Genomic DNA, 14751 nt, shown 5'->3' with positions numbered 1-14751 from the left:
CCAGGGCAGAGGATGGAGGACAGCAGAAACATTTTTTATATTGGGTAATGACCGACATCACGGTGCCGGTCATTACCTGCTCGGTTAGGCCTGATCTAAGGTTCTCACTTCCTCCTGAACTTGGGTTCTAAATTCGCTCCGGTCAAATTTAGAGGTGTACTTGATGTGAATAACCACATCTTCTAAAGCCAGAACGTTGGCGTTCTGGATACGTTGCACTAGATCGGGGTTGTTTTCTAGCGGGATCTCTAAGTGCCAGTTGGAGACTGCGCCTGTGCCCTCAAAGGGGAAGTAGCGATCGTCAAACACAAAGTTCAAGTCGAAGCTACCAAACATGCCGTTGTCTTGCCGGGGACTAGACACCGCAATCTGTTGATTGGAGCGCCAATTGACCCGCAGCGCCGTCCCACCGGGCTGGGTGGCTCCTTCAATACCCATGAGGTAGCGCACGGCGTTAATATCCGGATCGAGGAGGGTTTTGTTGCCGACCTGGGTCAGGCTGGCGTTAACGGTGAAGTACGGATCATCCACCAGGGGAGAGTCCTCGACAAACTTGAGGGATAGGGAGATAGACTTGATGACCCGGAAGTAGTGTCCCGGATAGTCACGATTAAATAGGGCTTCATTGAGACTGAAGTTGCACTCACCTGTCCCTAGCAGTTGCAGCAGTGCTGCTTGATCGACCCGGCTCAGGGGAATGATCTTCTCAATCTCCTGGAAGCGGCTGTCGTTATCCAGGTGGAATTTTTCCATGCGGTTGACATCCAACAGCAGGGCCTCCCCAGCTAGCAGACCGCGACGCAGGCTATCCCAATGACCAAAGTTGATGAACCGATCGTTGGTAGGCAGCTCAAACTGCAAGGCTCGTTCTGCCGATTTGGCAAAGTCGTAGGCCAGGCGGTAGGACTGGAAGTACATCCCTGCCAGGCGACTGATCATCCAGTTGTAGAGAGCCTCGTTAGTAAACTTACTGCGGTAGAACGTGGCCAGCTCCTGATTTTGTTCAATCTGGCGGTTGTGGATTTCTAACTCCCGTTCAGCCATTTGCAGCTGCAGCTCAGCTATTGCAATTTGTTCTTGAATTTCAGACAGATCAAATTGGGCGATGGTTAGATCCTGTGCCCAGCCGCTTGCCCGGCGGATATACTCTCCAGTTCTATCTGCGATCTCGCCCGCCGTCAGAGTGGTATCACCAATCAGTTCAACAATGTCCGAGGCGGTGGTCAGCCCTTCGGCCACATCGCCGCCGCCAAAGCTGACCACGGATACAGGACTGCCAAAGGCACCGGCAGCACCGGCAGTGGTCTCAGGTACGTTGAAGGCAAATGAAGCTGCCAATTTTAGCCCTGAAGCGCCAAGTTTGAGGATATTCCCACCGATCATGAGGCCGAGCCCAGCTTGTTCTGCGGGAATCAGGGATTGCTCAATTAGACCCTCCAAATAGCGAATTTGCTCCTGCGTTCGTTGTTCACTGATGCGCAGGACTCCAATGGCAGTGCGGGCCTCATCCCGTGCGGCTTCCCGGACGGCGGTAGTCAGATTGAGGATATCCCGTTCATGGGTGGTTTGCAGAGTCGCGAGTTGTTCTGCATCCCGTTTTTCCAGTACATCAAGTAGCACGGCCCCAAAATCCTTAACGTTGCCGATAATCTCCTTAGCTCGCTCCAGCATGAAACCGTAGCGGTAATGGGGTACGGGTACGTTCACGTCCGCTAGCAGGCTGCCAATATCCCGTCCGCCAGCGGCGGCAGCCTGGACCAGAGCCCGCACATCCAGGGGCGGCTGGAAGAGCGCTAACTGTCGGAAGATGCCTTCAATATTGAGGCTATGGCGAATGTTAAACAGTCGGGATTCCACCCGATCCCAGAAACCGATGAAGTCAGAGTTCTCGGGGACACAGAAGGTGGTGATGATGTTGCCGTTCTGATTCAGGGTGATAGTGCTGGTACGGGCGGCGACGTTGCCGTTTAGATCCAGCTCGGTGAGAAATTCTGGCACGTCGTCAAAGGCTTCACGGATACCCTGGTAGTTGCCGATTTCCTCAAAGGTACGATCAGCTCTGGCCTCCGGTCGGGGACCCAGCAGGTTGAATGCCAGAATATAGAGCAGAAATGCCTGGTTGATCGACTCGCGGTTGTCCTGGGCAAATAGGTTGTCGCCCCAATCCAGCAGGTTGTCGATATACTTCATCACGATTGCCTTCTGGTAGGCATTGATCCGCAGCCGTGCGATCGCATGGGGGTCAAAGGGATCACTTTGATATTCCGCCAGCGCCTCCTCATTCCCGAGCATTTGCCGCAGGGTCTCTAAAGACAGATTCCGCAGCGGCAGATATTGCCAAAAGCGATCGGAGCTAGAGTTAGCCCCATTGCTGCTCTCAGAGGACGTCGGGTTAAAGATATAGTGATACCACCGTTGAGCATCAGCAAAGTTCTGGTTGGTGTTGAGCTGATTGGCGATAAAGAAGGGAATGTGGAAGAAAATCTCTCGATAGTAGAGACCATAGGCCCCGTCAAAATCTAAGGTCTCCGTAATGCCATCGGTGAGCACTAGACCCACCCCCGAATCAGAGTCGTGGGTAAAGGGCTGGTAGCTGTTGAAGTCAAATTCTTCGGTTTGCTGCGCTCTCAGGCTCAGAAGACCTTCAATTCCTTCGGTAAATAGCTTGACGCTCAGGTCATGCACGGCAAACGTACTTAAGCGAGTAAACCGAAATAGGGGTAAATTAGCGTCATTATCAGGATCGACAGCTTCGAGGGCATCATCTCGATCAAAGTAGACTGTGATCTGTTGACGGACATCATTCAAGCTGCTCTGACCGTACTCAAATCGAATCCGCTCTCCCGCCGTCTTCAAGTTGTCGATATTGACCTGTACCAGGTACTGCTCATCCCCTGTATCGAGGATGTACCAACCGGGTTGATTACCCACATCAATCATGGATGCTTCATAGCGGGGTAGGTTTCTTAGCAGAAAGTTTCTAGCGCTGAAAGCCTGGGTATCTCGCAGATCCTCGATAACGTTGGCTAGTTGAGCAAAAATGTTAAAGAAAGCCAAACTGGTAATCTGCTCCTGCAGCAGCCTTAAGCTAGCTGGAGTAAAGCGATTGAGCGTGGAGTGCTCACCATCGGCATAGTCGTTAAGGCTGAGCCCATTGGTTAAGGATAGATGCAGGATCAGCCCTCGACTGTTGGGGAAGTTGATGTTCCCGGTTTCGGAGAAAAGTGACAGGTTGACATCATAGTTTGTGATATCTGCAAACCGATTCTCCAGCTGTAAGGTGAAGCTTTGTTCTTCTAAATTATTGCGAATGCTCCTGACCTGATTGCCATAGAACAGAATGATCCGCTCTCGCTCCGCATCGACTGGCACAATGGCCGTTAAGCGGAAATCCAGACTGGACGATACCAGGGTATTGCGATCAGCCAATAGATCGCGTACGGTTCCCTGATAGACATTAATCTGCGGGGCACGGTTCAAGGGCAAGTAAAATAAACCGAACTCCTGTCCTGAACGGCGCTCATTCCGAGTCGCGCTAATGCTAGCCACGTCTCTCACCTGTTCCCATAGACGAAACTCACTTAGTTGAGCGGTGAAGAAGGGATTTAGGGGTTCAGGCGGTAACTGGTCTCGTGTAGCAATGGCAAACGTACTAGTGAGAAGAGCCTCATTTGTTGATCTACCAATGCTGAGTACTTGAGCGGAGGGTAGCATTTCCGATAGATTGCCACTATCTCTCAAGACTGAGGCCACTTCTGTCTGCTCATCTCCTACGTACAGGTTAAGCTCATAGTCGCCTCCTTGTTGATAGTCAAAGGTAATGGCAATGTGTTGCCACACATCGTAGGGCAGATCGACATCCAGACGATTAGCAGGTGAAGCCCCCTCGTGGGAAAGGGTTAACCGCCAGGAGGTGGTTTCCCACTGAGGGGTTTGTTGGACAACCGCAATTAGTTGATTAACCGCAGCGATGGCTGCAGACACATTAGCGGTGTTACTAATGGCGCTATTGACAGTGTTAATAACGCCATTGATAGCGTCGACTAAATTAGTAACTTCACTAGTCAGATTAGGATTCGTTGTCGTCAGCGCAACAGCTCGGGCCTGTTCTAGAGCCTGGATACTAGTTTGCAGATCAGTGACGATGTTCTCCCGAGTATCTTCGTTCGCAACGGATAGAAGAGAAAGTTGGGGCAGAATGGTAGTGGCCAGTGCAGACGCTTGGGTTACCGCTTCCCTGAGCCCCTGGATGGGATTGATATTGGCATTAGCTAAACCCCTCAAACGATTGCCATACTCAAACAGCGTGATGGAAGAGGAAACGGGCTCAGTAGTGCCCAAGAAGCCGTTAGGTCGCTGGTTATCCAGCTTGACCCAGAACGACCAGGTAAGCCGCCGCATATCAAAGCGGGGAATCGTATTCAGAATAGTGGTGTTCGAATTCAGTTCCAACACCTGGGCATTATTTTCTTGGGGAATTTCATTGTCCTGATTTAGGGTCAACACCCGCTGGGCGGCCACCCGTTGCCAGCTTGGCAAAATTGCTTGTTCAGCTCTAATCGTTTCCTCCAGTTCCAGGTAATTCTGAGGAGTAATCCAACTGCCGTCGGCATTCAGGTAAGAATATCTGACCGTAGGACGAAATACATCCACATTCCGCTGGACCCGTTCTCCGGTGTTGTTATTGACCAGAAAGCCTTGATTGTCCAAGCTTCTACGCTCAGCACGATAGTCTTCAATGTCCTGCTGAGTCACGCCTTCTCCTTCCAGGGTTTGGTTAGCCCGGTCGCCTTCGCCAGATGGCACTATAGTGACCGGCCCCACTTCTATCGGTTGACTGAGCTTGGTGAGTTCTGCCCAGAATAGAAATAAACGGCCAAAGGCAAACACTGGAGAGACTTGTTCTGAATCGATTACCAGATCAATCTCTTGCCAAGGCTGCCATTGGGTATTGTTGATTAACGTTCGATAGAAGAACCGAGCAGGCTGGGATTGAGTGCGACCTAACAGATACAGGATTTCATCTTGATTGGCGTTTTCTATTTCCTCGTCGAGGGGTTTATGGCGATAGCTGCCCACGATCTTGAGGTTGGCCACTTCCGTAAATCGGTTGAGGTAGCGGGTGTAGGCCTGAGTAACGGCATCCTGGTTGATCTCTCCTTGCATCAGCTCCTGTTCGAGTTCTGCAAACAGGGGCGTTTTGGTATCTCGCAGTTCCGGCTCAATAAAGCTTTCGGGGAAGAGGAACACTTTGCGGTTGGCTTCCCACACCCGGAAGTTTTGCATCCATTCCCACTGGTCCGTGGGAATAGTAGCTGGATCAACCCCTTTTTCCAGGTTCATCAAACAGCGCTGCACATACTGTTGCAAAGCCGCTGTCCCCTGCACAATGCGAGAGGTTTCCACGGCACTGCTAACCTGCATATCCAGCAGCAGATATTCCGAGAGCAAATCGGGACTGCGGCGGCCTTCAAAGTCTGTGGGAATGTCTTCCATAGCCACAGCCAGCAGGGCATCTCGCTTTTGAATCGCCAGGGGATCGCGCAAAGGCCGGAAGACCTGGGGCCACTGCTCATCGTCGTACAGGGCTCGCAGGGCGGGCAGTAGAACATCGGCCTGTTGTCGATAAAAGGTGAGAGATAAATCATCCGTGGCCGCCAGCTGCAGCATAAAGCTGATGTCCACCCGCAGGGTTTCCGCCAGGGCAAAGCCTCGCTGCAGCTGCAGCAGATTCTCCACCCGGTTGTAGGAGAGATTTGCCCCAAAGTGGGCCATCAGGGTTTGTAGCTGGGGAGAGTCCCAGCCGCTGATTTGCAGAATCGCGTCTGTCACCAGGGACGAACCAGGTTCCAGAGAAAGTAACTGCACCAGCTGGTCTTCATCACCGCCAAAAGCGGTCTTGAGTTCCGTGAACGTAAACAGATTGACCAGATCTGTAAGCGTAGGCCGGAACACATCGCTGACGCTAAAGCAGACGGGGTGCTCCAGTAGTATCTGAATCTCGGCAGTGGTCAATTCAAATCGGGTGACCAACAAAAGAATTTTGTACAGCCGGAAGCAGTAGTCAAGCAGCTCTGTAGGAATAGGCTGCGTTTCCTCCAGGGACATCAGTCGATCTAGCAGGCGAGAGGGGTCGCTCAGGGGCTCACCGACGGACTGGAAGTAGGTAAGAACGGCCTGCAGCGGTTCAGGATCGGTTCCCAACAGTTCTGACAGGCCTGCCAGGATAGCACTGCGGTGCTCGTTGCGGTAATTTACCAGGGTTTCAGTGATTGTTGTCTGGCGGTTGTTCTGGTTTTCCAGCACCGCCTGAATGTCTGCTAATACGGTGGGACTGGGGGCACTGTCACCAAATGCCTTAGGGAACTGATCGAGCTCTTCAGACCGCAGGATAATGCCGTACTCATTGACAAATCCGGCGGTTTGTAGAGCAGTGAAGAGGCTGGTTCCTAAGTCGGCAAAGGGGGTGGCCCAGTTTTGAGCGATCGCAAGTTCCCTTAAATCCTCCGGCACCTGATAGCGGTCGGTAACCGCACCTAGATCATCCACAAAATAGCGGGTGGTCAGCGCCCCGATCACTCGGGTGTCCTCACCAGGTTTCAAGAAGTCCACGATGGTCGCAGACTGCAGCTCGCTAATGTCGTCTGACGTCAGAGTGAGTGGCGCGAGCAGATACTCGACAGACTGGTTCACCACCTCATCGGCAAAGACACGGATATTAGCGTCGGTAAACGGAGGGCGAATGCGATCGCTAGGAACATCATTGGCGAAGAAGTTAAGCTCATCCACACGCAGGCCGATGCGACGCAGTTCGGTAATGCGATCGCTAATCAAGGCCAGATCCGTCAAAGATTCCACCCCAGTCAGACCCAGCATCTCCAGTAGCACGAGATACTCATCTACGGTCAGCCGCAGCACCCGAGGAATCTGGGACAGACGGTAGAGCTGTCGCAGGTAAGGCGTATCTACTTCAACCGGGGTTTCTGTGCCGCTGACCAAAGCCACTATCCGATCCAGGTCGTCACTGGACAGCTGCAAGGCTCCCATCAGGCGACTGCGAATCGAGCGATCGCGACTGGGCAATTCCTGCCCGGTGATATCCCAGCGGCGGGCCGGGTCGTGGTAGCTCCAGATGTCAGCCGTCAGCCCGGTGGGGTTGAACACCCGGTCAAAGAATACCTGGTCATCAGCCCGTCCGGTGTGGCGCAGGTCATACCACAGGGCGGTGAGCTGTTCCACAGAACGACGATGACGCTCCATCAACTGTCGGCCAGTGGCCAGCTCCAGCAGGGTGTCCTGGCTCAGAATTGGTGTGGGCAAACTGCCAATAGTTAGGGCAGCTAGAGACTGCAGCCGGTCGAGATTGTCGAGGGTGGCAGTGCGATCGCGACCCGAATCATCCCTAATCACAGGATTCTCGACACTAATCTCTTGGAATCGCCACCATAGAGCTAGGTTAGGTTCGTTAGTCGCCAACGTGACATAGCGATAGTCGGCAATCTCAGCAGACGTCCGGGCGGTATCCCAAAGCCGCAGTTCTAGCACGGCTCCCTCTAAATAGGTGTCTACGGCGGTGGCCATGCCATCGTGAAACCGGATATCACCGGCTGCCGCCCCCACCATGCCTGCAGGAACGGTACTGAGCTGTGAGCCATCTCCAAAGCCCACTAGCTTGCCATCTAGATAAGCTCGGAAGGCCCCAGGTCGCACTTCCGCTCGCCCATCCAGTACCAGGGCCACATGATGCCAGCGCTTTGCCAGCATGCGGTCGGTCTGCACCCAGGTACCCTGCCAACCGAGGGCCTGATTGTACCCCCCAAAGTGCAGCAGGCCATCATGGACATACATCACTAATCCCTGCTGGGCATCGCCACTGTGGTAAATCACCTGACGCCGACCGGAGAGGTCAGGATCCGTCACCTTGACCCAAACTTCCACCGTATGGCGCTTGGGCACGACGGGGTTAGCTCCAACTGGAATCAGGATGCCATCCTCAGCCTCACTGAACGTCAGCAGGGGACGCCCCGGCTGGAAGAAGGTGTTATCCGTCGGCAGCTCGCGCTCAAATAAAGTGGGTTTGCGAGCCGGTTCTAACCCACCCAACCGCAGATGATTTCCATTGGCTGAGCTATCCAGGGCGTAGGCGTTTTCAAAGTCAGCAAAGGCCCAAGCAGCCAGCAGGTCGGTCGAGGTGAAGTCGGGTGTTTGGTAGCGCTGGTGGATGGGGAACTCAGTCAGAGCAGTATTCCACAGCCGCAAATCGCGAATTTGACCGCCAAAGTACTGTTCTCCAAAGCGACCAACATCGATAACAGCAGCCAACGCCATGGGGGCGAAAGTCCCCTCACCATCGGCCACGCCATTCACATAGAGCGTGATGCTGTCCCCTGCGACTGTAACTGCAACATGGGTGAAAGCATCGGTCGCCAGAATAGTCGCACCACTAAGGGAGTTTGCACCAGACACCAGAGTTACCTGACCTGCATTATTGAGGCCAAACCAGGTGGTCTCACCCCAGCTGAAGATGGGGTTTACTGGCCCAATAGAGGCCGGTTGAATCCAGGCTTCCAGGGTAAAGCGGTCAGCGATTTCTCCTTGAAGTGCTGCCAGGGCCAGGTATTCGCGATCGCCATCAAAGTCTAAGGCCCGGAGATTCAGCGGCTGTCGCAGCAGGGGAATATCTTCAACCTGCAGCCACATGGGCTGATCCGGGATACGCTCTGCGACAAACAGGGTATCGTCCGCTGCAAACGGTGTGCGGGCACCCATAGACTGCCAGTCCTCCAGGGCTAGATCAGCAGACAAATACACACCGCGACGCACCTGCAGATCGTCAAAGTGTTTTTCGCCTTCGCCCTGGGCCCACAGACCGATGGTGCCTGCCGTCAGCCGTCTGCGATTGGGGTCATTGGAATTGTTGTCATCAAATGTTTCCGCTTGAAATGCAGCCGGTTCTGGGGTGCCCTCCGGCCAAACTTTGGCCCGCATCTGGGTGCGACTACCGGTGTCATTGACTTCAATCAGAAATTGGTACCAGGTGTTAGCCAGGGGATTAACACCCGTATCGCGACTGGAGAATTCCACCTGCCGTTGATCGTGGGGATGAGGGGCGATGTGCAACGTGGGGATGCCGCTAAACCGTCGCAGTCGGTAGTACTGGTCGTGATTGTCAAGGGCTGCATCGGTATAGCGGCTAAAGAAGGTGATCCCAATACCGCTAAAGTTGCCGTTCTCATCCGGTGTGGCCAACATGCGCCCCGTGTAGCTATAGCTAGTCCAGGCTAGAGCCTCAGCAGCTTGATAATGGCTGTGAATGTTGTTCTCTTGTGATTGCGTGCGCAACACAATCCCCCCGTCAATATTGGCGGTGCGGAACAGCTCGGGGACTTCCTCACGGCTATTGTTAGCTCCGGTATCCAACCAGTTGACCGGCTCTGCGTCCGGTCCATAAACCGAGAAATCTTCGGCAAATAGAGTCTCTTGATGCACCGTCAGGTGATCGAAGGTTTTAGTCCCCGGTCCTGCGGCCCAAATGCCGACGGTCCCTGTCGAGATCCGAATATCACTGTCATCAAAGGCACGAATTTGGAAGTCGCTGGGCTCTAGGGTGCCCGCCTCCCAAACCTTGGCCTGAATCTGGGTGCGTTCTGGGTCACTGTTGACCTCAATCAGGACAAAGTAGTCGGTCTCGGGCTGCAGCAATAGACCGGAGTCCAGGCTGCTGCCGGGTTCAGCGGTCAGCGGCTGCACCCCCAGGGGATGGGCGGCCAGGTGCAATGTGGGCTGCTCAGCATCCCGTCGGAGCACGTAGTACTGGTCAATCTTTTCAGGTGTACGGCTGAGTACGGTGAGGCCGATGCCGCTAGCGGCATCACTAAAGCGCACCTTGCCCCGGTAGCTGTAGTTGGTCCAGGTCAGCACATCGCTGCCAGCGGGAAAATAGTGGCTATGGATGCCGTCTAGCGTGGAGTCAGTGCCAAGGACGGTTCTACCCTGCAGGTCAAGGGGGCCAAATAGACCAGAGGCGTCCTGGGGCGTGATGAGATCGCACGTATCCACCCAGCCAATGGGATTCTCACCGGGCAAATAGTCTTTAAAGTTGGCCACCAGTAGATCCACAGCCCCATCTAAGGTCACCACCCGTAAATTGTTAAACCGAGCCATCAAAGTTTCAGGCTGGTCCCCCGCTACCCACAGCCCCACGGCACCTGAGGTGATCCGCACATCGCTGTCATCATAGGCCGTCACTTGAGCATTAGCTGGGCGGCGTTCACCCTCAGGCCACAGGGTAACAGCAATGTTGGTACGGTCCGCGGCATCTGTGACTTCGAGCCAGAAATGGTACCAGGTCCCCGGTGTTGGGGTGGGAAAGTCAGCCTGGCCTAGAGTCAGGGGCTGCACACCCTGGGGATGGGCCGTCAAACCAAATGTCGGCTGGCCAGCAGGCCAGGTCACCTGTAAACGATAGAACTGATCAACCTGGTCCGGATGACGACTGAGGAAGGTCACCCCCAGGCCCCCTGCCGTGACCCCGTCTGGCACTGCGGGCACATAGAGCATGCCGGTGTAGCCATAGTTACTCCAATCCAGGACGGCTTCACCCTCAGGAGCGTAGTGGGTATAGCGGTTCTCCAACTCCGGATCGGCAATAGCCGCCGCCATAAACACCGCCTCCTGACCCCGCAACTGTCCGGTGTAGCCACCAACCCGGTCAGTGACAGTAATGTCCTGTCCTTCATCCAGGGGGAGATAGGTAATTAAGTCTTCTAGACCCGGTGCTCGGTAGCGCTCTGCTTCAATCACCTCCAGGGTCCGGGCCTGCTGCCACAGTCGCAGGTCGGCCATTTGGCCAGAAAAGCCCCGCAGCCGGGCATCGTCCGCTTGCAAATAGGTGCCCTGGAATCGGGTCATACCAGTGGTGTCAATGCCTCCCAGGTAAACCACCCCCACCGGGCTGAGGTGATAGCCGCGCTGTCCTGGCTCCAGGCTGGTGTTCCCGTGGGTATTGCTGATCTCGTCTAGAGCCGTCCCATTGAGGAAGCCACGAAATTCAATGTAGTCCAGGTTTTGGGTTTCATCGTGGACAATGGCGATATGGTGCCACTGATCTGGGGTAACAGCCGTCTCACCGCTGGCCAGTACCGTCTCTTGCACCTCAGTGAGCTCGTAGTTAGCGCACCAGGCAATTGCTCGCAGCTGCTGCCGCTCCAGATAAACAGCCAGACCGGCCTCACCATCCCCCTGGCTAAAGAGCAACTGTGGGGTTTCAGGGTTCACCGCTTGCTCAGTGGGCTTAAACCAGAACTCCAGGGTAAAGCGGGGATATCGCCCCAGACCCAAATTATCTTCGTGACGCAGCACCAATAAGTCCTGGTCACCGTCAAACTGTAGAGCGCTACCGGGCACTGCCACAGGTAGTGCGGGCAGCAGTGGCGCAACGGGGATGGACTCCGGCTGAAAGTCTGCGGGCACGCCCCCCAGGTACAGAGGGTTGTTGTTAACACTCTGATCTGCGGCTACTTCGCCGGTAATCTCATTGAGAGGCCAATAGCCAATTAGCCCAGGCGCTAGAGCCGGTATGGCCCGCTGCATAAAGCTGTTAAGTTCGCTGGCGCTGCGGGCATGGTTCCAGAGCCGCACAGCTTGGATAATGCCGTGGAAGGTGCGATCGCTAAAGTCGTTACCAATGACTAAATCATCCCCACGGGGATCGATGGCACCGTCTGGGCGCTCAAAGCCTTGATCCAAGACACCGTCTAGATACAAATCGATGGTTTCTGCGCTCACCGCTACCGCCACATGGGTAAAGGTTTGCAGCGCCACTGTAGATTGACTGCGATATTCCTGAGCCCCGAAGGAGGTGCTGCGAAAGACTAGACGATTTTGCTCATCGACCCACAGTAGGAACTGGGTCTGGCGGTTGCCCGCATTGCCCTTGGTAATGATCGTGTTGTGGCCAGCCGCTTCCAAATATATCCAGGCTTCCAGGGTGAACTGATCGACGTCTAACCCCGTCACGCCCCGTGCCGCCAGGAACTGATCGATGCCATTGAACTGGTAGCCCGTCGCACCAATGCGGTCGGGTAGGGGTTCTAGCACCAGATCGGTACCGATCCAGGTGGGCTGGGTGACAAAGCGATCGCCCCCCGGTATCCCATGCTGCCGGTAAGGTGTCCGATCCAGCAATTCGATGCCATGGGTTTCAGTCAGAGGCCAGTAGGCCACCAGGTTGGTCTCAAAGCCAGTTAAACGACGATAGCGATTATCAAAGACCGCCGCCGCTGTCCGCACGTCTGACCAAATCCGTACGTCTTTAATTAACCCAGCAAAGGTAATATCGCTCAGGTTGCGACCAATGTTGACCGCCAGGTTGCCAGCAGGAGGTTGCACAGCGGGTAGACTACCCTCCCGGTCCAGTTCGCCGTTGATGTAGATCTGCACTCGACCATCCGAGGACTGCACCGTTACCGCCACATGGCTAAACTCCCCAACCGTCAGCGTTTGCAAACTGGTGATCGACTCTTCTGCCGCTGCCGAGCCATAGAAGGTCACCCGACCATCAGGGGTCAGACACAGCAAAAAGTGAATCTCGGTATTATCTTCCATTCCCCGACTTAGAATCGGATTCGCCTGGTGACGTGAAGGGTTGACCCAGGCTTCTACCGTGAAGGTGCCTTGCAAAGCCGCCAGCCCTGATTCACCCTCTCCAGGGGACTCCGCCGGGGCTGGAATATCCACAAAATCATTCAGCCCGTCAAACTGCAGCACTCGCTCCGGGTTGTAGGGAGTATCCAGAGCCCGCAGCGCCCAGTCCAGATCCGCAAAGGACCACTCCAGCCGCCGGGCTAGCTTTAAAAAGCGATAAATCCGGTCCAACTTGGCAGCGCTGAGATTTAGTAACGTTTCCTGCGGTGGTCGGGTAGGATTTTCCGAGTCTCCTGACCCTGGTTGGATCGTCAGCTGTCCTAAGCCATCGTCAACCGCATTAATAAAGAACAACCGCGACAGTCCGGCATTCACCTCAAAGCGATCCAGGTCTTGATAAACTAGGTCATTCAATTCTTGCCGAGTGAGTCCGGTACGCTCCAGAAATACGTCTACAGACGCCAGTGCCGAGAGCGTCGTTGTCATTGTTTCGAACCCGTAGACCGCTGCCAGCTGCTCGTCCACTAAGGGACTACCCAACAGTGCCAATTCTTGAGGTGAAAGTGCTAACTGTTCTCGCTGCTGGTGTTGGCCATCTGTCGCCGTGGCAAAAGTATCGTAGATTTGGGACAAATTCCAATCCAGCTGCTGCAAATAAGCACGAATTTCGGCTAAGGGCAGATTGAGGGGCAATGACTGGGGAAATACAGCCGCTGCAACAACAGCTTCAGCATTGGGATTCTCCTCATCGGTCACGAGGGTTTCTAACACCTCATTCACCAGGTCAATGTAGGGAATCAGGCTAAAGGTGTTGTCCTCATCCAGGCGCAGACGCAACAGATCGGGACGCCGCTGGTCGAGCTGACATTCTGCGGGAATTGTATTGTTGCCCGTGATGGTTTCCTCAATAAATCGCATCAGATCAACAAAATAGGCAGCTGGACTCAGCACTGAGCGCGATTCATCACATTCAATGTAGTCCAAACTGCCAAACAGCCGATCATAGCCTGGAATTCGTTGTTGCTGCTCTAAAAATGAAGGAGGAATGTTGTTAAAAAGGGTCTGCTGCAAAAAAGGAGATGCCGCATCTTTCAGATTGGCCCACACTAGGGCTGCTTGCTGCTGGACTCGTACAGCAGTCTGGTGGATGCGATAAGCTTGTCGTTCGCCATCCTCTAGCTGCTCTCCATAGGTTTTAACAAATTCTATTTCCGGAATCGCTGCTATCTTCAAGGCTAAACCCAGCTGAGGGTTGGCTTCCTTGAAACGTTCAAAAGCAGCGCGATCGGTCAGGGGGCTTGAAGCAGTACTCATAGGTAGAAGTCCCAATAATAAAGTGCTTAATTCGCCAAGATTGCGGGAACTGTAGGGCAGGATAGAAAAGTTAGCAAAAGATCGAGAGCATCCAGGGCTTAGCAGATCAAAATCTCCCAAGCTTTTGGAGGTTAGCGTCAGATCTTTCAGGTTGAGAATAGGCGAAGAGAAACTGACGCAGTAACGTCAGTCCTACAGTTCATTAAGGAGAGCTTACAGGGTGTTGATGATTTTCCTAAATCTTGCATGCTCCTTAGCCCTTCCTAAAGCTCTTCAGGTATGGGCTAAAGCGTAAGGTCAGGGAGAGCTAGCCTCAAAGTCTTTCTGGCTTTGAATTGGCCCTCATCCCCCAACCCCTTCTCCCGCGGGGAGAAAGGGAGCTAGTTTCAAAGTCCTTCTCCCGCGGGGAGAAGGATTTAGGATGAGGGCTCAAAATCTAGAAGCCACTCTCCGGCTTGTGTATACACGATAGGGAAATAAGGAATATTGCTGACCAAGGAGAGCTTAGCCAATAGTGAATCCTTCTCCCGCGGGGAGAAAGGGAGCTAGTCTCAAAGTCCTTCTCCCTCGGGGAGAAGGATTTAGGATGAGGGCTCGAAAATTAGAGCTACTCTCCGGCTTGTGTATACACGATAGGGAAATAAGGAATATTGCTGACCAAGGAGAGCTTAGCCAATGATGAATGCTACATTTAAAGCACTCTCTTGGCCAAGCGTTTTCCTAGGACTATTTAATTATATAGGATGGCTCAAAAGTGTGGGTTATATGTACGTCAACACTCTCTACATCATG

1 protein-coding gene is annotated in these 14751 nt (G+C 53.9%); it reads right to left on the bottom strand.

Annotation, left to right across the window (positions count from 1 at the left end):
• Nucleotides 1–84 precede the first annotated feature (84 nt).
• Nucleotides 85–13959: a LamG-like jellyroll fold domain-containing protein gene (locus tag N836_RS64475; RefSeq protein WP_023075422.1), complete on the bottom strand. Its 13875-nt coding sequence runs from the start codon at nt 13957–13959 to the stop codon at nt 85–87.
• Between the last annotated feature and the right edge of the window lie 792 nt (nt 13960–14751).

Origin of the sequence: Leptolyngbya sp. Heron Island J, from assembly GCF_000482245.1 — a bacterium.
GTDB lineage: Bacteria > Cyanobacteriota > Cyanobacteriia > Phormidesmidales > Phormidesmidaceae > Leptothoe.
The sequence above is the reverse complement of the archived record's forward strand: the minus strand, read 5'-3'. Positions and strand labels throughout refer to the sequence as shown.

What these genes read in the sequence shown, in the direction of transcription:
- N836_RS64475 (WP_023075422.1), bottom strand. Translation starts at nt 13,959, where the DNA reads ATGAGTACTGCTTCAAGCCCCCTGACCGATCGCGCTGCTTTTGAACGT.